This is a genomic window from Brevundimonas sp. FV1ps31S (assembly GCF_058681265.1).
In genome coordinates this window covers 283,929-309,594 of the sequence record NZ_CM178735.1, presented here as the reverse complement: position 1 = coordinate 309,594, position 25,666 = coordinate 283,929, and the positions used below count along the sequence as shown (strand labels likewise).

The window sequence follows — 25,666 nt, the reverse complement described above, 5'->3', positions numbered from 1 at the left end:
CCAAGACAGATGCGCGCATGGACATTACTTTACTATAGTGCAGTATCTTGCCGATTATTAATGAAATCCCGGTAATGCTGTCGTCGATTTAATCCACCTTTCGGCCTTGTAACTGGAGATGAATGCGGCGGATCGGCACATCTCTCGCCAACGAACGAGAGGGGAAGACCGATGAACAAGACCCTGCTGCTGGCCACCACCGCCCTGCTGATTTCCGCCGCGACCGCCTATGCCGGCGACGAACCGCAGGTGGCCCAGGCGCCCGTGCCGACCGGACCGACCCGCGACGCGCCCCTGGCCGACGCCGCCCAGCGTGGCGTGCTGATCTTCACGCCCGACTTCTTCCTCGCCCAGCGGCCCAATACCGCGCTCGACATGGTCAACCGCGTGCCCGGCTTCGAACTGGATGACGGCAGCGGCGCACGCGGCTTCGAGGGCGCCGTCGGCAATGTGCTGATCAACAACGCCCGCCCCGCCTCCAAGAACGACTCCGGTTCGAACGTGCTCAGCCGCACCCCGGCGCGTCAGGTCGAGCGGATCGAACTGATCCGCGGGGGCGCGCCAGGCATCGACATGCAAGGCTTCTCGGTCGTCGTGAACGTCATACTCAAGAAGGAGGCCAGCCGTCAGTCGATCCTGACCTGGAACACTACCCAGTTCGAAGGGTCGGGCCAGGACCTACACGGCGGCAGCTTCCAGTTCACGGCCCGCGACGGCGACCGAAGCTGGGGCGTCACCTTGTCCGACGGCATCAGCATGAGCGATTCCAACGGCCCTGGGCGCCTTATCCGCCGCGACGCGGCCGGCAACGTTCTGCGTGACGAGGTCACCGATACCGACGGCTATGGCGGTGGAAACTCGATCCGCGGGACCTATGCCGGCCCGCTGGCGGGCGGGAAGGTCGATCTGACGGCCCGCTACGGGATCAACGACTGGCAAGGCTACAACACCAGCCGGTCCGCCACCGCCTTCCGCGAAAGCCTGGACAGCGAAGACGCCGACGGCGGCGAGTTCGGCGTCACCTGGGAACGCCCCCTGAACACCCGCTTCAAGCTGGAGACCCGGCTGATGCACGAGTTCGGCAGCTGGGACGGGGTCTCGACCTATAATGTCCTGAACAACGGCGTGGACGCGCCAGAACAGGTGTTCGCCTATTCCGGCGAGAACTCTGAGACCATCCTGCGGGCCTTGGTCCGCCATGAGCGTTCGCCCAAGCTGACCATCGAGACCGGCGGCGAGGTCGCCTACAATATGCGCCAGACCGACCAGGCCTACAGCGAAGGCGGCGTGCCCATTCCCCTGCCCAGCGCCTCGGTCAAGGTCGAGGAGACGCGCGGCGAGGCCTTCTCCAAGGGCACATGGCGGCTGCACCCAGACCTGACGCTGGAGGCCGGCCTGCGCCTGGAAGCCTCGACCATCAGCCAGTCCGGCGACGCCAACCAGGAGAAGAGCTTCTTCTTCGCCAAACCGCGCTTCATGGCCACCTGGACGCCGATGCCGAACAACCAGCTGCGGTTCCGCTTCGAGCGGGAGCTGGGTCAGCTGGACTTCTCGGACTTCGCCGCCTCGGCCGACCTGGACGAGGAGAACGTCTATGGCGGCAATGTCGATCTGGAACCTGAACAGCGCTGGATTTCGGAACTGACCTATGAGCGCCGCTTCTGGGGCGAGGGCGTCGTCTCTATCGGCTATCGCCACGACGAGATCGTCGACGCCATCGACCGGATTCCCCTGGGGGACGGCCTGTCGGCGGTCGGCAATATCGGCGAGGGCACGCTGGACCGGCTGTCGCTGAATGTGACCGTGCCGCTGGAAAAGCTGGGCGTGTCGGGCGCGCGTTTCACCTTCAGCAACAACTGGAACAAGACCGCCGTCACCGATCCCACGACGGGCGAGGAGCGACCGATTTCAGGCGTGCGGCCCACCCAGGCCAATGTCGGCATCGAACAGGACATCACCCGCTGGAAGCTGCAATGGGGCGTGAACTGGCTGCCCTATCTGGGTCAGCCCAACTATTCGCCGGATCAGGTCTCCAGATGGCGCGGCACGGACTATTACGAGATGTTCGCCGAGTACAAGCCCAGCCCCACCCTGGCCATCCGCGCCCAGCTGAACCTGTGGGACGACTTCACCAGCAGCCGCACGGTCTTCGCCGACCGCGACACCCGCACCGTGGCCTTTGTCGAGGACAGCAGCTTCGATCCCCGCACCTTCGTCTCGATCCGGGTCCGCAAGACCTTCTGAAGCGAGCAGCGTCCGGCAAAAAGCCCCGGCGGATCGATCCGCCGGGGCTTCTTCATGTCCAAAGGTCCGAGGGTTCAGTGAACCCCGGCCATGCCCTTCTTGAGCAGGGGCGACATCAGCAGCAGGAAGACGCCGACGCCGACGCCCGTCCAGCCGATGGTGCCGAAGATCGACCCATAGGTCTGCAAGGCCAGCGCGGGGCTGGTCACGACCCCGGCGACCGTATCGGTCGCCGTCGCCTTGGCGATCAGGCCGGCGACGATGTGGGCGACCGAGCTGGACAGGAACCAGACGCCCATCATCATGCCGACCACGCGCGCCACCGACAGTTTGGTGATCATCGACAGGCCGACCGGCGAAAGGCACAGCTCGCCGATCGTGTGGAAGAGGTAGGTCAGGAACAGGAACAGCAACGGCACCCGGAAGGCGTCATTGGCCTGGGTTCCCGCCGCCCAGGTCAGGACCAGGAAGCCCAGCCCGACGAAGACCAGGCCGAACGAGAACTTGACGGGGGTCGAAGGCTCAAGGTTCCGCTTCGCCAGCCAGACCCACATAGCGGCGATGATCGGACCGCCGATGATGATGATGCCGGGGTTGAACATCTGGGTGTAGCCGGCATTGAACCAGCTTGGCATCTGGGTCGACTGATCGGCGAACAGGGTCAGGGACGACCCGGCCTGTTCGAACAGGGCCCAGAACAGCACCGAGAAGAAGATCAGCAACTGGGCGACCAGCATGCGGCTGCGCTCGGCGCCCTTCAGCCGGAAGACGGTATAGCCGACGACCGAGGCGAAGATGACGCCGGCGATCCAGGGCAGGCCCGTCTCGATGATCTCGTGGCGTTGCATCAGCAACCAGGTCGGGATGACGGCAACCAGACCGGCGATCCAGAAGAAGGGAACCAGGGGCACGCCCAGGATCGAACGCCCCCCGACCGGGATGGGCGGTGCGCCGCGCCCCTCGAGCCAGGACTGGCCCAGGATGAAGGTCAGAAGACCGAACAGCATGCCGATGCCGGCTAGGCCGAAGCCGTAAGCCCAGCCATAGTTGAAGCCGAGATAGGAACAGGCGGCCGTCGCCAGGAAGGAACCCAGATTGATGCCGACGTAGAAGATGGTGAAGCCACCGTCGCGACGGGGATCGTTCTCTTCATACAGGGCGCCGACGACGGTCGAGATGTTGGCTTTCAGGAAGCCGACCCCGACGATGATCAGGGCCAGGGCCAGGAACAGAACCGGTTCGCCCAGCGCCTGGTCGCGCTCCGTTTCCAGCGTATAGGCGCCGGCGGCGGTGAAGGCGGGGAAGCCGGCGGCGGCGGCTGTTTGCGGCGCGGCCTGAGTGGCGGGATCCAGCGCGCCGGTCGGGGGCGTGCCCAGGCCCGTGCCCACGGCTGCAGCGGCTGCGTCGGCGGCGTTGGCGGCCGAAGGTTCGGCCCCGACGGTCGAAACGCCCTCCGGCGAAATCGCGATCTGGACCCGCTCGTCCCCATTCACGGCGAACATCTGGCGGTTCTGGTCCCGACCTTCGACCTGGATCTGATAGGTGGTGTCGCCGATGGTCAGGCTTTCACGTCCGCCCGTGCCCTCGAAGGCCATGGTGAAATGGCCCAGAACCAAGAGGACGGCGCCGATGATGACGGCCTTTCGCGACCCCAGATATCGGTCGGCGATCATGCCGCCGATGACCGGCATCAGATAGACCAGGGCGGCGTAGGCGGCGTAGATGCCCTGAGCCTCGGCCGGGCCGAACAGGAAATGCTGCGTCAGGTACAGGACCAGCAGCGCCCGCATGCCGTAGAAGGAGAACCGTTCCCACATCTCGGTGAAGAACAGGACCACCAGCCCCCGCGGGTGCCCGAGGAAAGTCTTGCGAGGCTCAAGCGCCCCCCCATCCGTCGCTGTCAACGGCTCACTCCCAACTGCCGCGCCGCAACCGGGCGCGCGAAAGGCGCATACCCAGCACAGCGAACAAGTCTGAACAAGTGTTAAGGCTGTCGCGCCCCGCCGCCGTCCATGACGCAGCCTGGCGCGACCTCTGCATCAGATGGCGTGAACCGAGAGACCTGTTCCAATATGGAAGGAGCGCCGATGCCCATTCGGCCGATCCGCCGATCCGATTACCCAGGCCTGAACCGGCTGCATCGGCAGGTGGGCTGGCCTGAACGATCCGAAGCGGGTTGGCGCTGGCTGGAGGACAATCCGGCGCGACGCGACATAGACGCCCCGCTGGGCTGGGTCGTCACCGACCACGACGACGAACCGGCCGCCATGCTCGGCAATCTGATCCACCGATTCCACAAGGACGGACGAAGCCTGTATGGTGCCACGGGCTTCTCCATCATCGTGCCGTCGGACCGGAAGGGCGCCAGCCGGCCGCTGATCAAGGCCTTCCTGGCCCAGCCGGACCTGTTCGCCCGATACACCCTCAACGCCAATTCGCGCTCGGCGCCCCTCTACGGCCTCTTCGGGTTGAGACCGGGGCCGATGGAAACGCACGCGCTGAAACTGACCTGGATGGTCGATCCCCTCGCCTGTCTGAAGGGCCGCCTGCTGCGACATCTGTGGGGCGGCGTATCGGCGCAGACCGCACGGGGCCTGGGCGAACAATTGATGAATCCGCGACTGTTCAAGCCGACCCGCCTGGCCCTGCCGACGGATGTCGTCAGGCTGAGCGACGTCGGGTAGGGGTCGGCTTACGCTGATTTCTGGCGTGCGCGGGCGGACGAGGGACGACTGCTTGCGGATCGCAGCCCAGAGGTTCTGGGCTGGCGTCTGTCCGACCCGGACCAGACCCTCCCGCCCATGCTTCTGGGGCTGATGCGCGGCGGACGATTGGTCGGAACGGCTCTCGCCCTGATGAACAAGACCAATTTGATCGAGGCGCCCTGCCTCGACATCATTGACCTGACGGCGCTGGAGACGGCGCCCGAGGCGGCGGAGATCCTGGCCGGTGCGCTGATCGCGAATGCGCGCGCCCTGGGCGCCGCCAAGGTCAGGCTGCAGGTCGCCACGCCCGAGCTTCTCGACCAGTTGGGCCACCTGACGCCGAAGGCGCGGCGCGAGGGCGGTTGGGGGCATTGCCACGCCCTGATCGAAAACCCCGCCCTGGCGCGGGAGTGGACCCCGACGCCCTATGACGGGGACTATGCAGTCTGCGCTCGGCCCGTGCCCCTGCCCCCTAACCTGGGTTCGCGCATCAGAAGGCGAGCGGGCGCCCCGGCGAGCCAGTTGGCGCGCACGGGCTGAACCTGCCGCGTCAGGCGCCGGGGCGAGTTTTCAGAGCGTCCCGGATTTCGGTCAGAAGGGACTCGGTCGCCGTCGGCGCCGAAGGCGCCGGATCCGGTTGGGCGGCCTGCTGGCGGCGCAGGCTGTTGACGCCCTTGACCACCATGAAGACCACGAAGGCGACGATCAGAAACTGAACCACCGTGTTGGCGAAGGCCCCGTACTGGATGGCGACCTTCTCCACCGCCTCGGTGGCCTCATTCTCAGGCCGCAGAACCCATTCCAGCTCGGAAAAGTCCACGCCGCCCGTCAACAGCCCGATCGGCGGCATCACCACCTGGTCGACCAGGCTTTTCACAATGCCGTTGAAAGCCGCTCCGATGATCACGCCGACAGCGAGATCGACGACGTTTCCCTTGATCGCGAACTCGCGAAATTCGGACAGCAGACCCATAGGCGATTTTCTCCAGCCGTTCAGACTCAGGCGTCGCCGGAAGCGTTCAGACGCTCGCGCAGTTCCTTGCCGCTCTTGAAGAAGGGCACGGCCTTGGCCGGAACCTCCACCGTCTCCCCCGTTCGGGGATTACGGCCCAGACGGGCCGGACGCGACCGGACCGAAAAGGCGCCGAAGCCTCGCAATTCCACCCGACCGCCTTCAGAAAGCGCTCCGGTCATCTTGCCGAGAATGACATTGACCAACCGTTCCACCTCCGCATGGGTCAGGTGGGTGTTCTCGGCCGCCAGTTTCTCGATCAACTCAGACTTGATCATCAAGGTTCCCGCCCGCTCGCGATCGGCAGGCCTGGGCCTGTCGACGATCCAGAAACCCTACCCTAACCCCGGCTCGCCGCGCGAAAAAGCCCTTATCCGCCAATGAGACGCGGCATTTGCTGATTTATGTCCGGTTCCGCGCACGGCGCTGTATCAGACAGAGAAAAGGGCGGCAGGATCGCTCCCGCCGCCCTTCGGTCTCATCCGTTGGGATCAGACTTAGTCCTTGGTGCCGGCGTTCTTCAGCGCGGCGCCCAGGATGTCGCCCAGCGAAGCACCGGAGTCGGACGAGCCGAACTGTTCGATGGCTTCCTGTTCGTCCTTCATTTCCAGCGCCTTGATCGACACCGAGACGCGGCGCGAGGCCTTGTCCACGGCGGTGATCATCGCGTCGACGCGGTCGCCGACGGCGAAGCGTTCCGGACGTTGCTCGTTGCGGTCGCGCGACAGGTCCGACTTGCGGACGAAGGCCGTGACCGGCGCGTCGTCTTCACCGAACTTGACCTCGATGCCGCCCGACTCGATCGACGAGACGGTGACGGTGATCTGCTGGCCGCGGCGATAGGTGTCGCCCTCGCCGATCGGATCGCCGCCCAGCTGCTTGATGCCCAGCGAGACGCGTTCCTTCTCGACGTCGACGTCCAGGACCTTGGCCTTGACCATCTCGCCCTTGCGGTAGCGCTGGATGGCTTCTTCACCCGAGACCGACCAGTCGAGGTCGGACAGGTGGACCATGCCGTCGATGTCGTTGTCCAGGCCGATGAACAGGCCGAACTCGGTGGCGTTCTTGACTTCGCCCTCGACGGTCGAACCGATCGGGTTGTTGGCGACGAAGGCGTCCCACGGATTGTCCTGAGCCTGTTTCAGGCCCAGCGAGATGCGGCGCTTGGAGGCGTCGACGTCCAGGACGACCACGTCCACTTCCTGAGAGGTGGAGACGATCTTGCCCGGATGGACGTTCTTCTTGGTCCAGGACATTTCCGAAACGTGCACCAGGCCCTCGACCCCGGCTTCCAGTTCCACGAAGGCGCCGTAGTCGGTGATGTTGGTGATGCGGCCCGTGTATTTGGCGCCAACCGGATACTTGGCTTCCACGCCGTCCCAGGGGTCCGACTGCAGTTGCTTCATGCCCAGCGAGATACGTTGGGTGTCCGGGTTGATCTTGACGATCTGGACCTTGACGGTGTCGCCGACGGCGAGAACCTGCGACGGGTGCGAGACGCGCTTCCACGACATGTCGGTGACGTGCAGCAGGCCGTCGATGCCGCCCAGGTCCACGAACGCGCCGTAGTCGGTGATGTTCTTGACCACGCCTTCGCGGACTTCGCCCTCTTGCAGCTGGCCGACCAGCTCGGTGCGCTGTTCGGCGCGGGCTTCTTCCAGGATGGCGCGACGCGAGACGACGATATTGCCGCGCGGACGGTCCATCTTCAGGATCTGGAACGGTTGTTCCTTGCCCATCAGCGGGCCGACGTCGCGGACCGGACGGATGTCGACTTGCGAGCCGGGCAGGAAGGCCGAGGCGCCGCCCAGGTCGACGGTGAAGCCGCCCTTGACGCGGCCGACGATGGCGCCGTTGACCGGCTGGCCTTCCGCGAACACGACTTCCAGACGGGTCCAGGCTTCCTCGCGGCGGGCCTTGTCACGGCTGATGACGGCTTCGCCGAGGGCGTTCTCGACGCGCTCGAGGTAGACTTCGACGTTGTCGCCGACCTTGGGCAGGGCGCCGTCGTCGCCTTGACCGAACTCGCGCATCGAGATGCGGCCTTCGGTCTTCAGGCCCACGTCGATGATGACGATGTCTTTTTCGATGCCGACGACGCGGCCGTGGACCACTTGGCCTTCGCCGAAGTCGCGGCCCTGCAGTTGTTCGTCGAGCAGCGCGGCGAAATCGTCGCGCGAGGGGGAGAGGGTGTCAGTCATGAAGCTGAAAAGCATTCCGTAGGGGCTGTGGCGCGCGACCGGAGGGTCCCGCGCGAGGTGGACGCCGCCGACACAGCAAGGCGCTGCGCCGAGGCGATAGGGAAAGATAGGCAGGTCGTCAGGATGCGAGGCCGTTCAGAACGATCAGGACGCCCGCGGAAGCCGAGGGTGGACGCGTTGGATTTGCGAAATGGGTCAGAGACCGTGTTTCGCGCGCGCCGCCTCGACGATACGGCGGGCCGCATCGAAGGCCGCCTCTATACCCATGTCGGTGGTGTCCAGCAAGACCGCGTCTTCCGCCTGGACCATCGGGGCCGACCCGCGACCGGCGTCGCGATCGTCCCGACGCTGGATATCGGCCAGCATCTCGTCGAAGCCGATGTCGAAGCCGCGCGCCGTCAGCTGTTTCCAGCGGCGGTCGGCGCGCGTCTCGGGCGCGGCGGTGACGAACAGTTTGGCCGGGGCGTCCGGCGCGATCACCGTGCCGATGTCGCGCCCGTCCAGCACGGCGCCCCCGGCCTGGGCCGCGAAGGCCTGTTGCAGGTCCAGCAGGGCGGCGCGTACGCCGGGGTGGCCTGCGACGCGACTGGCCGCCTCGCCCGCCTCGCCGGTGGTCAGACGGGGGTCTTCGGACACTTCCGATGCGTCCAGCCCCCGCGCGACTTCGGTCGCCGCCGCCTCATCGTCCAGCGAACCGCCGGCCTCCAACAGTTTGACGCCCACGGCGCGGTACAGCAGGCCGGTGTCCAGATGCGGCAGGCCATAGGTCCGCGCCAGCCGGGCGGCGATGGTGCCCTTGCCCGAGGCGGCCGGGCCGTCGACGGCGATGATCAGCGGCATCAGGCGGCGGAGTCCACGCGAACGGGGGCGAGGCGAAGCCCCAGGGCCTGCATCACCTTGAAGATGGTCGAAAGCTCGGGCCGTCCCTCCTCGCTGAGCGCGCGATAGAGGGCCGTGCGCGACAGTTCGGCGTCGCGCGCCATCTGGGTCATGCCCTTGGCCCGGGCGACGACGCCCAGGGCGTTAGTGATGATGCGCGGATCGCCGAGTTCGGCGGCGTCTTCGAACGAGGAGACGAGATACTCCTCCACCGCCTCGGGCGTGTTCAGGTAGCGGGCGGGGTCGAACTCGATCAGGGGTTCAGTCATTTCGATACTCCTCAGCCAGCCGTTTCGCCTCGACGATGTCGCGGTCCTGGCTCGACTTGTCGCCTCCCGCCAGCAGAATGACCCAGGCGTCGTTCCTCTTCATCGCATACAGACGATAACCGGGTCCGTAGGCGATCCTCAGTTCGCTGACGCCCTCGCCCACCGGCTTCACATCGCCCCAGTGGCCGCCCGACAGTCGTTCGAGACGAGTCGTGATCCGAGCGACCGCCCTATGATCGCGAAGCCTGAGAAGCCAGCGATCAAAGACCGGCGTGAAGGTCAGCCTCACAGCCGCATCGTCGTCTATGGGCGACATTTCGTCAAGAGATCCGACCGCCCAAGCCGTTCATCATCTCGACGAAGCCGGGGAAGCTGGTGGCGATCATGCCCGGTTCGTCGACGGAAACCGGTTGATCGGCGGCCAGGCCCAGCACCAGATGGCTCATGGCGATGCGGTGATCGTGGGCGGTGTGGACGGTCGCGCCGCCCGGAACCGAGGCGGCGCCCGTGACGATGAAGCCCTCGGGTTCTTCCTCGACCTGCACCCCGCAGGCGCGCAGACCCTCGACCATCAGCGAGATCCGGTCGCTTTCCTTGACCCGCATCTCGCCCACGCCGCGCATGACGGTGACGCCTTCAGCAAAGGCGGCGGTGGCGGCCAGGATCGGATATTCGTCGATCATCGAGGCGGCCCGCGCTTCGGGCACGATCACGCCCTTCAGGGCCGAATGCCGGGCGGTGATGTCGCCGACGTCCTCGCCGCCGGCCTGGCGCCGGTTGGTGATGATCAGGTCGGCGCCCATTTCGATCCAGGTGTCGAACAGGCCGGTGCGCAGCAGATTGAGCATCACCCCCTCGACCGTCACCACCGAGCCCGGCACCACCAGGCCCGCCGCCAGGGGGAAGGCGGCCGAGGACGGATCGCCCGGCACGGCCACGAAGGTTCCGGTCAGGGCCTGCCCGCCCTTCAAACTGACCTTCCAGCCCTCGCCCATCTCTTCCACGCCAACCTCGGCCCCGAAGGCGCGCAACATGCGTTCGGTGTGGTCACGGCTCTTTTCAGGCTCCGTCACCGAGGTTACGCCCTGGGCGTTCAGCCCGGCCAGCAGGATGGCCGACTTGATCTGGGCCGAGGCCACGGTCTGCACATAGTCGATCGCCGCCAACGTCCCGCCGGTCAAAGCAACCGGCAACCGGTCCTCCGCCGCCAGCCAGCCGAACCGGGCCCCCATGTCGGCCAGCGGCCCTGTGACGCGCTTCATCGGCCGCTTCCGCAGCGAGGCGTCGCCGTCGAAGGTGGCCGTCAGCGGATAACCGGCCGCCGCCCCCATCAGCAGGCGCACCCCGGTGCCGGCGTTGCCGCAGTCGATCACTGACAGGGGGGTCTTGAACCCGCCCGCTCCATCGATCCGCCATTGGCCGTCGCCCGTCCGTTGGACCCTGGCGCCGAAGGCTTCGACCGCACGGGCGGTGGCCAGGACGTCGTCGCCTTCCAGCAAACCCTCGACCTCGGTGACGCCGGAGGCCATGCCGCCCAGAATCATCGAGCGGTGTGACATCGACTTGTCGCCGGGCGCGCGGACCGTTCCGGCAAGGGCGTCAGAGCGTCTGGCGGTCAGTTGAGACGGCATATTCACCCGCTTCAGGCTGTGTTGGGGAGGGAGCCGCGCGGGCGGCGCGAAAGACAGCTTTTGACAGCGGCTCCTAGGGGTGGCAAGGGACCGCCCCGAATTCAACCCGTTGAAGGTTCCAAACGTGGCCAATCCCGAACTGGGCGCCAAACAGGTTTGCCCGAACTGCCAGGCTAAGTTCTACGACCTGAACCGCCGCCCCGCCCACTGCCCCAAATGCGGCACGGACTTCGATCCCGAAGAAGCGCTGAAGCTGCGCAGCCGCCGCGTCCGTCCCGGCTATCCCGCCGACGACGAGGACACGGAAGATCAGGTCAAGGACAAGAAGGCCGAGTCCGACGAGGACGAGGACGAAGAAGTCCGGGCCCCGGAAATCGACGAGGAAGGCCACGAGCCCATCCTCACGCCCGACGACGATGACGACGACGCGCCGGCCGACGCTTCGGAAGAGGCCGGCATGGGCTCGACCGACGGCGACGACGACCTGGGCGACGACGACGACGATTCCGTCCCGTTCATCGAGGACGATGACGATGACTCGATCGACGACGAGATCGCCAAGCCGTCGCGCGACGACGACTGATCTTTTCTGTTGCGTCCGCCGCGTTTCCCTTTAGGGGAGACGCGGCAGGCGAACGGGCTTTCGGACCCGGTTTGGTTTGAAATCCCTGCTGTTTTTCGCATCCGGAACCGATGTGAAAATAAATGTCGAAACGGGCTTGATCGAAAAAAAGCTCTGACATAGGTTCCGCCGCCTCGCCGGGGGCCATCGCAAGATGAACCGGGCGAACCAGACCGCAAGGTCCGGGGCTTTAGCTCAGTTGGTAGAGCGCTTGCATGGCATGCAAGAGGTCAGCGGTTCGACTCCGCTAAGCTCCACCAGTTTCCTGGGGGCCGGCTGCCATGCAGCCGGCCCCTTTTGCTTTCAGGCCCGCCATGGCGATCGCCCCTGGAACCTGAGCGGTTCGCTGCGCGCTTGCGCCTGATGACATCTCCGCTCCAGGCCGGCCTCGAAACTCTCGACGACACCCAGATCGTGCGGATCGCCGGCGCCAGCGTCACGGTCGGCGGTCTGGTCAGCGGTGTGGTCATACTGCTGGTCGCCCTGATCGCCGCCCGGCTGGTGACCCGCGCCTTACGGCGGGTGCGCGAGCGGTCGGAACGTAGTCGGCAGGCCCTGTATCTGCTGGAGCGACTGGCCGGCTACGCCATCATCATCGTCGGCGTCATGTCGGCCCTGTCGGCGGCGGGGCTGAACCTGTCGTCCTTGGCGGTCTTCGCCGGCGCCCTGGGCATAGGCGTGGGTCTGGGCCTGCAAGGCGTGGTCAAGGAGTTCGTCTCCGGCCTGTTCCTGATCTTCGACCGGATGGTGTCGGTCGGGGACTATATCGAGATCGAGGACATCGGCATTCGCGGCGCCATCATGGAGATCGGGCCGCGCGCGACGCGGGTGCGGACCAATGACAACGTCAATGTCCTGGTGCCCAATTCACGCTTCATCGAACAGCCGGTGACCAACTGGACGCTGAAGGGCGACACTCGGCGCATCCATATCCCCTTCGCCGTCGCCTACGGATCGGACCGGGGCAGGGTGCGCGACGCCGTACTGGCCTGCGCGCGGGTCAGCCCCTTCACCCTGCCCGAGACCGAGGCGCGCAAGAGCCAGGTCTGGCTGGTAGGGTTCGGCGAAAATGGGCTGGCGTTCGAACTGCTGGTCTGGCCGACGCGCGAGGCGGTCAAACGGCCGGCGGCCATGCACGCGGCCTATACCTGGCTGATCGCCGACGCTCTGGACGCCGCCGGGATCGAGGTGCCCTTCCCCCAGACCGACCTGCGCATCCGCAGCGCCTTCGGCCTGGAGGGCGACGACGCCCTGGGGCGGCTGGGCTACGGTGGGGGCGCAGGTCCGGCAAAGCCGGCGCCCGCCATGCCCCAGGCCCCGGCCTCTGCCCCGGCCGGCAACGACGCCGCCGAAGACCTTATGAAGGCAGAAGACGAGGACGGCCCCCTGGAACCGGCGCCCGGCCTGCCGCCGGGACGGACGGGGGGTTAAACCACCGCCCCGTCACCCTCGGGCTCGTCCCGAGGGCCCACCTGTCCGCCATACGCCGAAGGGTGCGGACTACCGGTCTCGACACGGGTTCGGATGACCGCGTCTGCATCAACCGTAGACCCTCGGAACAAGCCCGGGGGTGACGGACCTTGCGTGGCGTCAGTGTGCGGCCTTGGCCCTCAGCCGATAGGCGTGCAGCAGCGGCTCGGTATAGCCGTTCGGCTGGGTCGTCCCTTCGAACACCAGGGCGCGGGCGGCCTGGTAGGCCAGGCTGGCGTCCGGGGCGGGAGCCATGGGCCGGTAGAGGGGGTCGCCGGCGTTCTGGGCGTCGACCTTGGCCGCCATCCTCAGGAAGGCCGCATCCACCTGATCGGGGGTGCAGACGCCGTGCAGCAGCCAGTTGGCGATATGCTGCGAACTTATCCGCAGGGTCGCGCGATCCTCCATCAGGCCGATGTCGTGGATGTCGGGCACCTTGGAACAGCCGACCCCCTGGTCGATCCAGCGCACCACATAGCCGAGGATGCCCTGGGCGTTGTTGTCCAGCTCGGCCGCCACCTCGTCTCCCGACCAGTTGACGCCGTGCGCCAAGGGCGGGGTCAGCAGATCGTTCAGACCCGGCGTCGGTCGGCTCGCCATCTCGGCCTGGACGGCGAAGACGTCCACCGCATGATAGTGGAGGGCGTGCAGGGTGGCGGCGGTCGGCGACGGGGTCCAGGCGGTGTTGGCGCCGGTCCTGGGGTGGGCGATCTTCTGCTCCAGCATGTCGGCCATCCGGTCGGGCGCCGCCCACATGCCCTTGCCGATCTGGGCCTTGCCCGACAGGCCGCATTTCAGGCCGATGGCGACATTGCGCGCCTCATAGGCGGTGATCCAGGCGCTGGACTTGATGTCGGCCTTTCGCACCACCGGCCCGGCCTGCATGGCGGTGTGGATCTCGTCGCCGGTCCGGTCCAGGAAGCCGGTGTTGATGAAGACGATCCGGTCCTTCACCGCCTGGATACAGGCGGCGAGATTGGCCGAGGTGCGGCGCTCCTCGTCCATGACCCCGACCTTGATCGTGTGGCGCGGCAGGGCCAGCAGATCCTCGACCGCGTCGAACAGCCGGTCGGTGAAGGCGGCCTCGTCCGGCCCGTGCATCTTCGGCTTGACGATATAGACCGATCCGGTCGCGCTGTTGCCGAAGGTCCCGAGCCCCTTGATGTCGTAGAGGGCGATCAGGCTGGTGACGACCGCGTCCATGATCCCTTCCGGCGCGTCCGAGCCGTCAGCCAGGCGGACGGCGGGCGTGGTCATCAGGTGGCCGACGTTGCGCACGAACAGCAGGCTGCGGCCCTTCAGGGTCACGTCCCCGCCCTGGGGCGCGGTCCAGCGGCGGTCGGGCTCCAGCGTGCGATTCAGGGTCTCGCCGCCCTTCCTGAAGGTGGCGGCCAGGTCGCCGCGCATCAGGCCCAGCCAGTTGCGATAGGCCTCGACCTTGTCGGCGGCGTCGACGGCGGCGACCGAATCCTCAAGATCGACGATGGTGGTCAGGGCCGATTCCAGCACCACGTCGGCCAGGCCCGCCGGATCGGTGCGCCCGACCGGATGGGACGGGTCGATCACCAGTTCGATGTGCAGGCCATGGTGCGCCAGCAGGATGGAGGCGGGCGAGGCCGGGTCTCCGGCGAAGCCGACGAACTGGGCCGTATCCCTGAGGGCGGGGGCCAGTGCGCCGTCGACCACCGACCAGCCGGCGACGTCGGCGTGCGACCCTTCGGCCAAGGGCGCCGCCTCGTCCAGAAACGCCTTGGCCCGGGCCACGACCCGGGCGCCGCGCGCCGCATCATAGCCCCCGCCTGTCGGCAGGTCGCCCAGCGCGTCCGTGCCGTACAGGGCGTCATACAGGCTGCCCCAGCGGGCGTTGGCGGCGTTCAGCAGGAAGCGGGCGTTCAGCACCGGCACGACCAGCTGCGGCCCCGCCATGCGGGCGATCTCGGCGTCCACGCCCGTCGTGCCGATGGAAAAGGGTGCCGGCTCTTCGACCAGATAGCCGATCTCGTGCAGGAAGGTCTGCGACGCGGCCACATCGTAGGGCTGGCCCCGACGCGCGGCGTGCCAGGCGTCGATCTGGGCCTGAAGGTCATCACGCCGAGCCAGCAGGGCGCGGTTCTCCGGCGTGAACCGGTCGAAGATGGCCGCCGTCCCCGACCAGAAGGCCGCAGCCTCCAGGCCCAGCCCCGGAAGGACGTCTTGTTCGATAAGGGCCACAAGTTCGGCCGCGACCTTCAATCCGGCGCGATCTTCATAGGTGGTCATGGCGGCCCTTCTCCGGCGGCGGCCGGGCTGTAACAATGCGTGATCACGTAAGCCGACCACGCCAGGCTTCGCAAGGGTCACGTGGCGTCAGCCCGGTCGCTTTTCGTCTAAGGCGCTCGCTTGCGGTCCGCGCAGGGGGCGTCATGATCCAGGGCCATGACCCTGTTTCGCCCCCTTCGCCTGTATGGCGTCCTGTTTTCCAGCCTGGCGGTGGTGATCCTGGTCGCCCTGTTGATCCCGGCAGGAGAGAGTGTGCTGACCCGCATGGCCTATGGCTGGATGGCCGGGGTTGCGGTCTTCATCGCCGCCACCCTGATACGGATGGCCATTGCGCAGGACGCCGACGCGATCCGCAGACGGGCGGCGGCCCTGGATCAGACCGGCGCCGCCGTCCTGCCGCTCAGCCTGCTGGCGGCGACGGCCAGTATCGTCGTCGTGGTCGGCGAGGCGCGGAGCGGCGGCGCCCCCCTGCGGGACGGCCTGCTGGCCCTGGGAACGGTCGCCCTGTCCTGGACCTTCATCCAGCTGATGTTTGCGCTTCACTACGCCCACGCCTTCTATCAGCAGACCGACGGCGTGCAGGACCAGGGCGCGCAGGACCGGGGCGCGCAGGACCGGGGCGGGCTGATCTTCCCGGGCGAGACCCAGCCCGACTATTGGGATTTCCTGCATTTCGCCCTGATCATCGGCGTGGCCTGCCAGACGGCCGATGTGCAGATCGCCGACCGGGGCATACGGCGGCTGTCGAGCGTTCACAGCCTGACCGCCTTCGTCTTCAACACGGTGATCGTGGCCCTGGCGGTCAATCTGGCGGTGGGCGCGCTGGGCGCCGGCTAGCCGTTCCGTCCGCCTGGTCGGTCACAAAGGCTTAACCGCGTCCGTGAACCGGACCTCAAGCGAACTGTCCTAAATCGGAGAGCACGGACGACATCGCGTCCGGTTCGCCAGAAGCGTTTCGCCCATGCTGTTTCTTCTGAACGACGTCGTGTTCGACCTGGACGAGGCCTGCCCGGTCACGCCTGCCGACGCGCGCCGGTTCGAGAAGCTGGGCTTCGACTATGTGCTGGAACTGGGCTGCGAACTGTTCGCCGAGGATCCGCTGCTTCACCGCAACGACCCTGACCGGGCGCGCCGCCTGGCCTGGCTGATCGCCGAGCGCAGCCCAGACGTCAATGCGGCCCTGTTCGCGGCGCCGGCCGCTGGTTGCAACCCCGACCTGGTCGAACCGCGCTTCTGCACCCTGCCTGACGCAGTCATGGGCCAGTTGCACGACAAAGGCCGTCGCCTCGACGCGATCGCCGCCGATCGCGCCGTCTGGAACCGTCTCGCCGCCTGACGCGGCCGTCTTGAACCGCCGTCAGAACGCCGTGAACAACAGGTGCACGACGGTGGCGACGACGAAGATGAAGCCGAAGCCCATCGCCAGTCCAAACGCCGGGTGCATCTTGCGGGGATGTTCGAAGCGCGAACGGTCGAGACCGGAGACGCGGTCTTCAGGATGGATCACTGCCATCGTCTTTTCCTTTCCCTATGATCCCGGTTTGATCCGGGAGGGGAGCGTCGGGCTCTGACGGCCTGATCGTCCTCCGACCCGACAATGACTCCAATAGCCCCATATGGCGAGGGGTTATTTGATGTGGCGCAAATGAGTTGATCCCTGCGTTTTCGGCTGGACGGACACCCGCCGGGATTGCATGACTTGGCCGTATGTCGATGGGGGACGCATGAGGCGCAGTAAACAGTCGCGTGGTGTGCTGATCGCTTTGGCGGCGCTTCTTTGCTCAGCCACGCCCGTCGCCGCCGAGTGGCGGCGCGCCGAAACGCCCGGCTTCATCGTCTACAGCGACGGCGACGCCGGCGTCCTGCGCGACAACGCCCTACAGTTGGAGCTGTTCGAAAGCTCCCTGCGTTTTCTGCACGGGGCGGATCCCTCGGCTCGGGCGCCCCGGAAACTCGCCATCTACTTGGTCGGGGATCGGCGCCGCCTGGCTCAGGTCTGGCCAAGCATCTCGGACACCATTGCGGGCTTCTACCGGCCCAGCGAGGACGGCGTATTCGCCATCGCCGTTCGCGAGCGGGGCAGCCTGGACACCCTGCTGCACGAATATGCCCACCACTTCATGATGGGATCATCCGGCTCCGGCTATCCGGGCTGGTTCATCGAGGGATACGCCGAATATTTCATGACGGCGGACCTGTCGCCGCGCCGTGTCGCGATCGGCGACTTCAACAAGGGGCGGGCGGATTGGCTTCAGCACGGCCGCTGGCTGCCGATGGCCGACATCGTCACCAATCGCCCCAGCCAATACGGCGATGGCAACGCCGTCGCCATGTATTACGCCCAGGCGTGGCTTCTGACCCATTGGCTGATGTCCGATCCGGCGCGGACCCGGCAGATGCTCGACTATTTCGCCCGCCTGCGCACCGGCGAGTCCTCGACGGCCGCGCTGGAAGCGGCGATGGGCATGTCGATGACCGACATTGACCGCGCCTTGAAGGCCTATGTGCGCGGCCGCGTGCCCATGAAGAGCTTTTCCGCCGAGCAGTTTCCCGTGCCGCAGGTGGCGATCACGACAGTGTCCCCGGGCGAAGACGCGCTCCTGCTGTTGAACCTGCGCCTGTCCGGCGTCGTCGACGACGAGGACCAACGCGCCGCCGTGCTGGCCGAGGTGCGAACCCGCGCCGCCGCCTTCCCCAACGATCCATTCGCGCGGCGGCTGCTGGCCCGCGCCGAAATCCGCCTCGGCGACCGTCCGCTGGGCGAAACCATCGCGCAAGACCTTGTCGAGGCGGATCCCGAGGACACCGAGTCCCTCCTCCTTCTAGCCGAGGCGCGTATTCTGACCGCCCGCGATGATAAGGACTCGGATCATGCTGCGATAATGGGCCAGGCCCGTCGCTATTTGGCGCGGGCCTATGCGCAGGACGATACCGATTTCAGAACGCTCTACATGCTGTCCATGACGCGCAACGGCGCGCCCGGCTTCCCGAATGACAACGACATGGAGACCCTGCTCGCCGCCGTCGAGTTCGCGCCGCAGATTCCCTCCATCCGGCTGTCGGCCGCTCAAGCCTACGCCGCGCGCGACGAGTATCGACAAGCGATCGCCATGCTTGAACCCATGGCGTCAAATCCGCACGGCGACCGCGGCTCCGCCATCGCACGCTCCCTCATCAGCGCCTACCGCTCGCGCGAGAGCGGCGATGTGTCGACCGCCACTGAATCAACCCCCGAGCCCGCCAGCGAGTGACTTTCCACGCGGGGCGCGCTAGTCGCGCGCCATGTCCAACCTGACCCTGCCCGACGAAGCCGCCAAATTCTCAAGGACTCTCGCCGCCGAGGCGGCGAGGCGCCGGACCTTCGCCATCATCGCCCACCCGGATGCCGGCAAGACGACCCTGACCGAGCATATCCTGCTGGCCGGCGGCGCCATTCGCGCGGCCGGGGCGGTGCGGGCGCGGGGCGAGAACCGGCGGACCCGGTCCGACTGGATGAAGATCGAGAAGGAGCGCGGCATCTCCGTCAGCGCCTCGGTCATGACGTTCGAGCACGACGGCAAGATGTTCAACCTGCTGGACACGCCGGGGCACGAGGACTTCTCGGAAGACACCTATCGCACCCTGACCGCCGCCGACTGCGCCATCATGGTGCTGGACGCCGCCAAGGGGATAGAGCCGCAGACGCTGAAACTGTTCGAGGTCTGCCGGCTGCGCGACATTCCGATCATCACCTTCATCAACAAGCTGGACCGCGAGGCCCAGGATCCGATGACGCTGCTGGACGACATCGCATCGCGGCTGCAGCTGGACCCGGCCCCCATCTGGTGGCCGGCCGAGAGCGGCAATCGTCTGCGCGGCATGGTCGAGGTCGGGACCGGCCGGTTCCAGCCCTATACCCGCAAGGCCGCCGGCGCAGCCGAGGATCCCGAACACCCCGCCGCCCTGCCCCTGGACCAGGCGGCCCAGTATTTCGAGGCGGGCGAGCAGGACAATCTGGCCGAGGCGGTCGAACTGGTCGAGGGCGGCTATCCGGCCTTCGACCGGCAGGCCTTCCTGGAAGGCCATATGACGCCGGTGCTGTGGGGTTCGGCCCTGCGCCACTTCGGCATCGACGAACTGCTGAAGGCCATCGGCGACTGGGCCCCCGCGCCCAAGGTGATGAAGGCCAGGAAGGAATCCCCGCCCGAGACCCGCAACGCCCCGCCCGCCGTCGATACGGTGGTCGAGCCCGGCACCGACGAGGTCACCGGCTTCGTCTTCAAGGTCCAGGCCAATATGGACCCCAACCACCGCGACCGGATCGCCATGTTCCGCATGGCCTCGGGCGCCTTCAAGCGCGGCATGAAGCTGAAGGTGCAGAACACCGGCAAGTCGCTGTCGGTCAATGCGCCGATCATGTTCTTCGCCTCGGACCGTGAACTGGCCGACGACGCCTTCGCCGGCGACGTTATCGGCATTCCGAACCATGGCGTGCTGCGCGTCGGCGACTGCCTGTCGGAAAGCGGCGTGGTGCGGTTCGCCGGCCTGCCGAACTTCGCGCCCGAAATCCTGCAACGGGTGCGGGTCAAGGATCCGCTGAAGGCCAAACACCTGAAGAAGGCGCTGGAAGGCCTGGCCGAGGAAGGCGTGACCCAGCTGTTCCGGCCCGAGATCGGCTCGGACTTCATCGTCGGCGCCGTGGGCCAGCTGCAGTTCGAGGTCATGGCCGACCGTCTGGGCGAGGAATACGGCCTGGACGTCATCTTCGAGCCGTCGCCCTACGCCGAGGCGCGCTGGATCGGCGGTTCGGACGCCGACTTGGAGGACTTCATGGGCAAATACCGCCCTCAGATGGCGCGTGACATCGACCAGGCCCCGGTCTTCCTGGCCAAGTCGAGCTGGGAGACCGGCTATGTCGGCGAACGCTTCCCCAAGATCGCCTTCACAAAGACCAAGGAGCGGGGTTAACCCCGCGCCATCGCGTCCTCGATGATCTTGGTCGACTTGTCCGGCCCCAGGCCATAGGCGACGGCGGTGCGGAACTTGCCGTCGGGGCCCATCAGATAGACGGTCAGCGAGTGGTTCATCGTATAGCCCTCGCCTTCGCCGACCTTCTCGTAATAGGCGCGGTAGGCCTTGGCCGCCTGGGCGACCTGTTCCGGCGTGCCCGTCAGGCCGATGGTCCCCCTGGGGAAGCCGTCGGATGACAGATAGTCCTTCAACTGCTGGGGCGTGTCGCGTTCCGGGTCGATGCTGACGAAGACGATCTGCAGATCGTCCGCCTTGTCGCCCAGCCGCTGCTGCACGGCCGCCATTTCGGCCAGGGTGGTGGGGCAGAACTCGGGGCAATAGGTGAAGCCGAAGAAGACCAGGCTCCATTTGCCGTTCAGCATCGTCTGATCGACGGGCGCCCCGTCCTGGTTCACCAGCTGAAAGTCGCCGCCGACCAGGGGCTGACCGGTGGAGCCGATCTCGCCCGTGGCCGGGGCGCGGTTGGACACCACCACCACGGTGACGATGGCCAGGGCGGCGGCGATGGCGATACAGGCGCCTGCAAACAGCAGGATGGAACGACGCGGCATGACGACCTCTGACGAAAACCTCGGACCCGGTCTATAGAAGGCCGGTGACATCGACAGAAGACCGCATCGCGCCGCATGCGCCCCCCTTCTCGTCCGAGGGGGGGCTCTCAGACGCAGGTTGGCGGGAGACGCCCCGCCGGGGGCGCGGCTTTTCGCTGCGGACCCTGATCGTCCTGCGCTGGCTGACCATCCTGGGGCAGAGCGCGGCGATACTGACCGCGTCGCAAGGCCTGCACTTTCCCCTGCCGCTCTGGCCCTGTCTGATCGTCATCGCCGTCAGCGCGGCGGTCAATGTCGGGGCCATGGCCCGGGTGCGGCGGCTGGAGGCCAGTCTGCCGGACGGGCGGACCACGGCCATTCACCTGGGCTTCGACATCTTCCAGCTGGGCGTCCTGCTGGGTCTGACCGGCGGCCTGGAGAACCCCTTCTGCCTGCTGCTGGTGGCGCCGGTGACGATCGCGGCGGCGGCCCTGCCCGCCCGCCAGGCCGTGACCCTGGGCCTGCTGGCCCTGATCGCGGTGGGGGTGCTGTTCTTCTGGTCCGAGCCCCTGCCCTGGCGGCCGGGCGAGAATTTCCACCTGCCCCTGCTCTATCGGCTGGGCATGGTCATGGCCCTGGTGACGGGCGTGGTCTTCACCGCCGGCTACGCCTGGCGGGTGGCGGCCGACGCCGAGAAGCTGGAGCTGGCCCTGGCCACGACCCAGGACGTGCTGCAACGCGAACAGCGGCTGGCGGCCCTGGGCGGGCTGGCGGCGGCGGCGGCGCATGAGCTGGGCACGCCGCTGGCCACCATCCAGGTCGTGGCCAAGGAGCTTCAGCGCGCCTCGGCCCCCGACAGCGAGGCGGCCGAAGACGCCGCCCTGATCCTGCAACAGGCCGAGCGGTGCCGGGGCATACTGACCCAGTTGTCGCAACAGCCCGAGGGCGACGACGCCCTCTATGCCGATGTGGCGCTGAAGGCCCTGCTGGAAGAGGTGGTGGAGCCGCACCGGGGCTTTGACCTGGTGTTCGAGGTTCTGGTCAAGACCCCGCCGGGCCAGCCCGCGCCGCGCGTGCGCCGGATGCCCGAGGTGGTCCACGGCCTGTCCACCCTGGTCGAGAACGCCGCCGACTTCGCCGCCTCCACCGTACGGGTCCAGGCCCTGGTCGATGCGGGCTGGATCGAGATCGCCATTCTGGACGACGGCCCGGGCTTCGCCGGCGACATCCTGCCCCGACTGGGCGAGCCCTATGTGACCAGCCGCCCCCAGGGCAAGGCGCGCCTGGCCCTGGCCGCCCAGATCGCCGCCGCCACGTCCCGGTCCCGCGACGCCCGTGCGGAGACGTCGATCGCCCCCAGCCAGGGCGGCATGGGCCTGGGCTTCTTCATCGCCCGGACCCTGCTGGAACGGACCGGCGGGGTGGTCAGCGTGGGCCAGGGCCTGCCCCGTCCCGACGCCCCGCCCGAGGGCCGCAGCCCCCTGCGCGGCGCCCGCGTGGCCGTGCGCTGGGCGCGCCCGGCGCTGGAGGTGGCCGCGTGAAAGGGTCCAGTTCGCCCCGACCTGCGTATTGGGTCGAAGCGTCGCAGGATCGAACCTTGGTCTTGACCCGGACGCAACCGGTCCCGACTTGAAGCGTCAGGAGAACAGAATGCCCGAACTCGAGACCCGTATCGCCGCCCTGCCCGACAAGTCGCTGCTGCTGCTCGACGACGACCAGGCCCTGCGCACCCGAATGGGCCGTGCGCTGGAATCACGCGGGTTCGAAGTCACCACCGCCGGGTCCGTCGCCGAGGCCACCCAGTTGCTGCGCGACAAGGCCCCGGCCTTCGCCGTGCTGGACATGCGGCTGGAGGACGGCAACGGCCTGAAGGTGGTCGAGGCCGTGCGCGAACGGCGCGAGGACGCCCGCATCGTCATGCTGACCGGATACGGCGCCATCGCCACCGCCGTGGCGGCGGTCAAGGCCGGGGCGGTCGACTATCTGTCCAAGCCCGCCGACGCCGACGACGTGGTCAAGGCCCTGCTGGCCACGGCGGACGAGGCGCCCGAGCCGCCCGACAATCCGATGAGCGCCGACCGGGTGCGCTGGGAGCATATCCAGCGCGTCTACGAGCTGTGCGACCACAATGTCTCGGAGACCGCGCGCCGCCTGGGCATGCACCGCCGCACCCTGCAACGGATCCTGGCCAAGCGCGCGCCGCGGTAGATCTAGCCGGACTTGCCCAGCAGCCCGGTCAGCCGGGCCAGATGCGGCTTGACCATCGGCATGGTCAGCATGGTGGAGCCCACCGCCATCAGCAGCAGGGCGGTGAAGGTCTCGTTGGTGATGATCTGCTTGTCCAACAGGATGTTGGCGAAGATGATCATGATCAGGGCCTTGGTCTGAAGCAGCCAGCCGATGATCGAGGCCTCGCCGTTCTCCCACTTCAGGATACGGCCGGCCATATTCACCCCGGCCAGCTTGCCCGCCACCGAGGCGACCAGCAGCACCCCCGCCGCCGCGAACACCGCCACCCCGCCGACGTCCCACTGGGTCCGCAGGCCCGTGCTCAGGAAGAAGACCGGCATCACCGCCAGCAGGATGTGGTTGCGGAACAGGTCCATCCTGGCCTGATCAAACCAGCGGTGATCCAGCACCGCCCCGGCCAGAAACGCCCCGACCATAAAGTGCAGCCCCGACCAGTCGCCGGCGAAGCCGCAGGCGGCCAGCCAGATCAGGGCCACATACCAGCGATCCGATTCCGGTAGACGCTTCATCAGCCATCGCACCGCCCAGGCCGCCACGGCGAAACCGACCAGAAACCCGACCTGACGGCCCACCCGTTCCCAGTCCAGCAGAATGAGCGCCAGCACCCCCCAGATCGCCACATCGTCCAGGCTGGCGTAGCGCAGGATCCGCTGGCCGATCGGCTGACGCAGGATCTCGAGCTTTTCCATGAACAGGATCAGGATGGGCAGGGCGGTGACCGCGCAGGCCATGCCGATACCCAGCACCACCTGCCAGGTCTGGCCCTCCGGCCCGGTCCAGCCCCGGAACTGCAGCATGCCGATGGCCGCCAGGGCGCCCAGGGCCAGCGGCGCCAGCAGGGCCAGCCCCGAGGTGACGGCGGTCTCGCCCCGCTTTTCCCAGGCCTGATGCAGATCCAGCTCCAGACCCGCGACGAAGACGAAGATCATCACCGCCCACCAGGCCACGCCGTTCAGAGCCGTGATCACCTGGGGATTGAACACCGTGGCGTAATAGGCCGGGAACACCGCCCCCAGCACGCCCGGCCCCAACAGGATGCCGCCGATAATCTGCACCACCACCAGCGGCGCATAATGATCGGTCTTCAGCCCGCGCCAGATCAGATAGGGCGCGCTGAAAATGATCAGCATGGCGATCAGATACAGCTCGGTCGTATTCATCGCCTGATGCATCACACCCCTCCCAAGGCGACGCTCCGACCCCGGCGCCGCCCCGCCTTGTCCGGCGGATGTCACGCACGCGAGACGCCCTTGCGGGCGATATTGGAGCGGGCGATGGGAATCGAACCCACGACATTCAGCTTGGGAAGCTGACGTTCTACCTCTGAACTACGCCCGCGCGACGTCTTCCTTAGACGCAGGTCTGGCGCGGCTCAAGGCGGCGGGGCAAGGTCTTGGCCGGGGGAGGATCCGAAATGCGCAGAGGGAACGACGGAAGCGGCCTGGGCGGCCTCGGCTTCGGCTGTCTTGCGGCCGCGATTCTGGCGGCGGCGATCGCGGCGGCGCTGTGGGTGATCTTCGCCTGGGGCGTCAATCAGGCCTGAGCGCCGCCGCCTCTCGTCTATTCTACTCGACGCTTTCGACGGCGACGCCGCGCGACTTCAGGATCGACTGGACGCTGTCGTCGCCGGTCAGGTGCGCCGCGCCCACGGCGATGAAGGCGGTGCCGGAACCCTGGAGCTGGGTCTGGATCTGGTCGGCCCAGTCGGTGTTCCGATCGACCAGCAGAACCTTGTACAGTTCCGGGGTGTCCGCCTTCATGTCCTCGACGACGATCTTGTCCAGGGCTTCGACGTCGCCCTTGGCCCACGCCTCGACCATGGAGTCGAGCAAGACCACCGCCTGATCGAAATCCTTCAGGGTCTCGCGCAGGAATTCCAGTTGGATGTCGTCCGGCAGGGTGGCCAGCATGCCGATCTGGTCTTCAAGGGTCTCGAAGCCGTGAATGGTCTTGCCGGCGGCCTCGGCGCGCGTCTTCAGGGCCAGTTCGACCCCCGACTGAGGATCGTAACCCGCCTTGATCAGGGGAGCGACCGACAGGGACAGGGCGGCCAGCCAGGGCTTCAGCGGATCGAGCTGGGCGGCCGAGGCGCCGATGGTCTTGGCGGCGACGTCCAGCTGGGCCAGTTCGTCGGCCGTGAGACGGCTGGACAGGGGCGCTTGGGGCGACAGGCCGTATTGCTGGATCAGGGGCATCATGGCCGCCTGGTCGTCAGGGTTGGTGACCTCGAACCAGATGTCCGAGGCGCTGTCGAAGGCGGCGTTGACGCGCGGGCTGGCCCAGCCCGTGGTCGGGCGCAGGACGTGGATGGAGCCGAAGAGATACAGGGTCGAGTCCGCATCCTTGACCACCCACAAGGCCGGTCCCTGGCCCTGGATGGCGGGGGCGGGGGCGGGGGCGGGGGCGGGGGCGGGGGCGGCGGGGGCTGGAGCCGGGGCGGCCTGGGCCAGGGCCTGGGCCGGAGCGCCGGCGATGGCGAAGACCAGGGCCAGGCCGGCGGCGACGCCGACGACGCCTTGGGTGAGGGTGGAAACGGAAGACTTGAGGCGTTTGGAAAGGGTCATGATTGGTTCCTCGGTTGAAA

25 protein-coding genes and 2 tRNA genes are annotated in these 25,666 nt (G+C 67.2%); 13 read left to right on the top strand and 14 right to left on the bottom strand.

Going from position 1 to position 25,666, the window contains the following annotated elements; translation table 11 throughout:
* Nucleotides 1-171: 171 nt before the first annotated feature.
* Complete coding sequence (locus ACVPT3_RS01500) at nucleotides 172-2,244, top strand: TonB-dependent receptor plug domain-containing protein (RefSeq protein ID WP_492042467.1); 2,073 nt, start codon at nucleotides 172-174, stop codon at nucleotides 2,242-2,244.
* Between the two features lie 74 nt (nucleotides 2,245-2,318).
* Here ACVPT3_RS01500 and ACVPT3_RS01495 read toward each other — a convergent pair whose 3' ends face one another.
* Complete coding sequence (locus ACVPT3_RS01495) at nucleotides 2,319-4,082, bottom strand: peptide MFS transporter (RefSeq protein WP_492042466.1); 1,764 nt, start codon at nucleotides 4,080-4,082, stop codon at nucleotides 2,319-2,321.
* 249 nt (nucleotides 4,083-4,331) lie between these two features.
* Between ACVPT3_RS01495 and ACVPT3_RS01490 the strand changes: the two genes are divergently transcribed.
* The gene (locus ACVPT3_RS01490) at nucleotides 4,332-4,928 is read left to right on the top strand and encodes a GNAT family protein (protein WP_492042465.1); all 597 of its coding nucleotides are present in this window, start codon (nucleotides 4,332-4,334) and stop codon (nucleotides 4,926-4,928) included.
* 117 nt (nucleotides 4,929-5,045) lie between these two features.
* Complete coding sequence (locus tag ACVPT3_RS01485) at nucleotides 5,046-5,489, top strand: hypothetical protein (protein WP_492042464.1); 444 nt, start codon at nucleotides 5,046-5,048, stop codon at nucleotides 5,487-5,489.
* Nucleotides 5,490-5,499: 10 nt separating this feature from the next.
* Here the strand turns inward: ACVPT3_RS01485 and mscL are convergent, their stop codons facing one another.
* The 7 genes from mscL to aroA all read right to left on the bottom strand — a co-directional run bounded on the left by mscL (nucleotide 5,500) and on the right by aroA (nucleotide 10,941).
* Entirely contained in the window at nucleotides 5,500-5,922 is a 423-nt protein-coding gene (mscL, locus tag ACVPT3_RS01480; protein WP_492042463.1) for a large-conductance mechanosensitive channel protein MscL, read from the bottom strand.
* A gap of 26 nt (nucleotides 5,923-5,948) precedes the next feature.
* Nucleotides 5,949-6,239: an integration host factor subunit beta gene (locus ACVPT3_RS01475; protein WP_035307045.1), complete on the bottom strand. Its 291-nt coding sequence runs from the start codon at nucleotides 6,237-6,239 to the stop codon at nucleotides 5,949-5,951.
* 219 nt (nucleotides 6,240-6,458) lie between these two features.
* Nucleotides 6,459-8,162, bottom strand: coding sequence for a 30S ribosomal protein S1 (rpsA, locus tag ACVPT3_RS01470; RefSeq protein ID WP_492042462.1), 1,704 nt, complete (start codon nucleotides 8,160-8,162; stop codon nucleotides 6,459-6,461).
* A 195-nt stretch (nucleotides 8,163-8,357) separates the two neighbouring features.
* The gene (cmk, locus tag ACVPT3_RS01465; protein ID WP_492042461.1) at nucleotides 8,358-9,002 is read right to left on the bottom strand and encodes a (d)CMP kinase; all 645 of its coding nucleotides are present in this window, start codon (nucleotides 9,000-9,002) and stop codon (nucleotides 8,358-8,360) included.
* A complete protein-coding gene (locus ACVPT3_RS01460; protein WP_492042460.1) occupies nucleotides 9,002-9,310 on the bottom strand; it encodes an addiction module antidote protein in 309 nt (102 codons plus the stop codon). The genes cmk and ACVPT3_RS01460 overlap by 1 nt, the downstream gene beginning before the upstream one ends.
* Nucleotides 9,303-9,626: a type II toxin-antitoxin system RelE/ParE family toxin gene (locus ACVPT3_RS01455; protein ID WP_492042459.1), complete on the bottom strand. Its 324-nt coding sequence runs from the start codon at nucleotides 9,624-9,626 to the stop codon at nucleotides 9,303-9,305. Before ACVPT3_RS01455 ends, ACVPT3_RS01460 begins: the two co-directional genes overlap by 8 nt.
* Nucleotides 9,627-9,630: 4 nt before the next feature.
* Nucleotides 9,631-10,941, bottom strand: coding sequence for a 3-phosphoshikimate 1-carboxyvinyltransferase (gene aroA, locus ACVPT3_RS01450; protein ID WP_492042458.1), 1,311 nt, complete (start codon nucleotides 10,939-10,941; stop codon nucleotides 9,631-9,633).
* Nucleotides 10,942-11,065: 124 nt separating this feature from the next.
* Between aroA and ACVPT3_RS01445 the strand changes: the two genes are divergently transcribed.
* The 3 genes from ACVPT3_RS01445 to ACVPT3_RS01435 all read left to right on the top strand — a co-directional run bounded on the left by ACVPT3_RS01445 (nucleotide 11,066) and on the right by ACVPT3_RS01435 (nucleotide 12,994).
* Nucleotides 11,066-11,524, top strand: a complete 459-nt coding sequence (locus ACVPT3_RS01445) for a TIGR02300 family protein (RefSeq protein ID WP_492042457.1) — start codon at nucleotides 11,066-11,068, stop codon at nucleotides 11,522-11,524.
* A gap of 223 nt (nucleotides 11,525-11,747) precedes the next feature.
* Nucleotides 11,748-11,823 (top strand) — tRNA-Ala (locus ACVPT3_RS01440).
* A gap of 103 nt (nucleotides 11,824-11,926) precedes the next feature.
* On the top strand, nucleotides 11,927-12,994 hold the full coding sequence (locus tag ACVPT3_RS01435; RefSeq protein WP_492042456.1) for a mechanosensitive ion channel family protein: 1,068 nt from the start codon (nucleotides 11,927-11,929) through the stop codon (nucleotides 12,992-12,994).
* A gap of 159 nt (nucleotides 12,995-13,153) precedes the next feature.
* Here ACVPT3_RS01435 and ACVPT3_RS01430 read toward each other — a convergent pair whose 3' ends face one another.
* Nucleotides 13,154-15,292: a malate synthase G gene (locus tag ACVPT3_RS01430; RefSeq protein WP_492042455.1), complete on the bottom strand. Its 2,139-nt coding sequence runs from the start codon at nucleotides 15,290-15,292 to the stop codon at nucleotides 13,154-13,156.
* 156 nt (nucleotides 15,293-15,448) lie between these two features.
* Here ACVPT3_RS01430 and ACVPT3_RS01425 point away from each other — a divergent pair, with 156 nt between their 5' ends.
* Complete coding sequence (locus tag ACVPT3_RS01425) at nucleotides 15,449-16,129, top strand: DUF1345 domain-containing protein (protein ID WP_492042454.1); 681 nt, start codon at nucleotides 15,449-15,451, stop codon at nucleotides 16,127-16,129.
* A 124-nt stretch (nucleotides 16,130-16,253) separates the two neighbouring features.
* Nucleotides 16,254-16,628, top strand: a complete 375-nt coding sequence (locus ACVPT3_RS01420; RefSeq protein WP_492042453.1) for a hypothetical protein — start codon at nucleotides 16,254-16,256, stop codon at nucleotides 16,626-16,628.
* Between the two features lie 21 nt (nucleotides 16,629-16,649).
* Here ACVPT3_RS01420 and ACVPT3_RS01415 read toward each other — a convergent pair whose 3' ends face one another.
* Nucleotides 16,650-16,805, bottom strand: a complete 156-nt coding sequence (locus tag ACVPT3_RS01415) for a hypothetical protein (RefSeq protein ID WP_492042452.1) — start codon at nucleotides 16,803-16,805, stop codon at nucleotides 16,650-16,652.
* 211 nt (nucleotides 16,806-17,016) lie between these two features.
* Here ACVPT3_RS01415 and ACVPT3_RS01410 point away from each other — a divergent pair, with 211 nt between their 5' ends.
* Nucleotides 17,017-18,543 carry a tetratricopeptide repeat protein gene (locus tag ACVPT3_RS01410; protein ID WP_492042451.1) on the top strand — a complete coding sequence of 509 codons (1,527 nt, stop codon included), beginning with the start codon at nucleotides 17,017-17,019 and terminating at the stop codon, nucleotides 18,541-18,543.
* A 31-nt stretch (nucleotides 18,544-18,574) separates the two neighbouring features.
* Nucleotides 18,575-20,239 (top strand): peptide chain release factor 3, encoded by a 1,665-nt coding sequence (locus ACVPT3_RS01405; RefSeq protein ID WP_492042450.1) that lies wholly within the window; start codon nucleotides 18,575-18,577, stop codon nucleotides 20,237-20,239.
* Here the strand turns inward: ACVPT3_RS01405 and ACVPT3_RS01400 are convergent.
* Nucleotides 20,236-20,853 carry an SCO family protein gene (locus ACVPT3_RS01400; RefSeq protein ID WP_492042449.1) on the bottom strand — a complete coding sequence of 206 codons (618 nt, stop codon included), beginning with the start codon at nucleotides 20,851-20,853 and terminating at the stop codon, nucleotides 20,236-20,238. The genes ACVPT3_RS01405 and ACVPT3_RS01400 overlap by 4 nt on opposite strands.
* Nucleotides 20,854-20,897: 44 nt before the next feature.
* Here ACVPT3_RS01400 and ACVPT3_RS01395 point away from each other — a divergent pair, with 44 nt between their 5' ends.
* Nucleotides 20,898-22,373, top strand: coding sequence for an ActS/PrrB/RegB family redox-sensitive histidine kinase (locus ACVPT3_RS01395; protein WP_492042448.1), 1,476 nt, complete (start codon nucleotides 20,898-20,900; stop codon nucleotides 22,371-22,373).
* Nucleotides 22,374-22,482: 109 nt separating this feature from the next.
* Nucleotides 22,483-23,040, top strand: a complete 558-nt coding sequence (locus ACVPT3_RS01390; RefSeq protein ID WP_492042447.1) for an ActR/PrrA/RegA family redox response regulator transcription factor — start codon at nucleotides 22,483-22,485, stop codon at nucleotides 23,038-23,040.
* Nucleotides 23,041-23,042: 2 nt separating this feature from the next.
* On the opposite strand, the gene ACVPT3_RS01385 is transcribed toward ACVPT3_RS01390, so the two are convergent.
* Both ACVPT3_RS01385 and ACVPT3_RS01380 read right to left on the bottom strand, forming a co-directional pair.
* Nucleotides 23,043-24,254, bottom strand: a complete 1,212-nt coding sequence (locus ACVPT3_RS01385; RefSeq protein WP_492042446.1) for a cation:proton antiporter — start codon at nucleotides 24,252-24,254, stop codon at nucleotides 23,043-23,045.
* 91 nt (nucleotides 24,255-24,345) lie between these two features.
* Nucleotides 24,346-24,420, bottom strand: a tRNA-Gly gene (locus ACVPT3_RS01380).
* Nucleotides 24,421-24,496: 76 nt separating this feature from the next.
* Between ACVPT3_RS01380 and ACVPT3_RS01375 the strand changes: the two genes are divergently transcribed.
* Nucleotides 24,497-24,625, top strand: coding sequence for a hypothetical protein (locus ACVPT3_RS01375; RefSeq protein WP_492042445.1), 129 nt, complete (start codon nucleotides 24,497-24,499; stop codon nucleotides 24,623-24,625).
* A 22-nt stretch (nucleotides 24,626-24,647) separates the two neighbouring features.
* Here ACVPT3_RS01375 and ACVPT3_RS01370 read toward each other — a convergent pair whose 3' ends face one another.
* Complete coding sequence (locus ACVPT3_RS01370) at nucleotides 24,648-25,646, bottom strand: TraB/GumN family protein (protein ID WP_492042444.1); 999 nt, start codon at nucleotides 25,644-25,646, stop codon at nucleotides 24,648-24,650.
* Nucleotides 25,647-25,666: the final 20 nt, after the last annotated feature.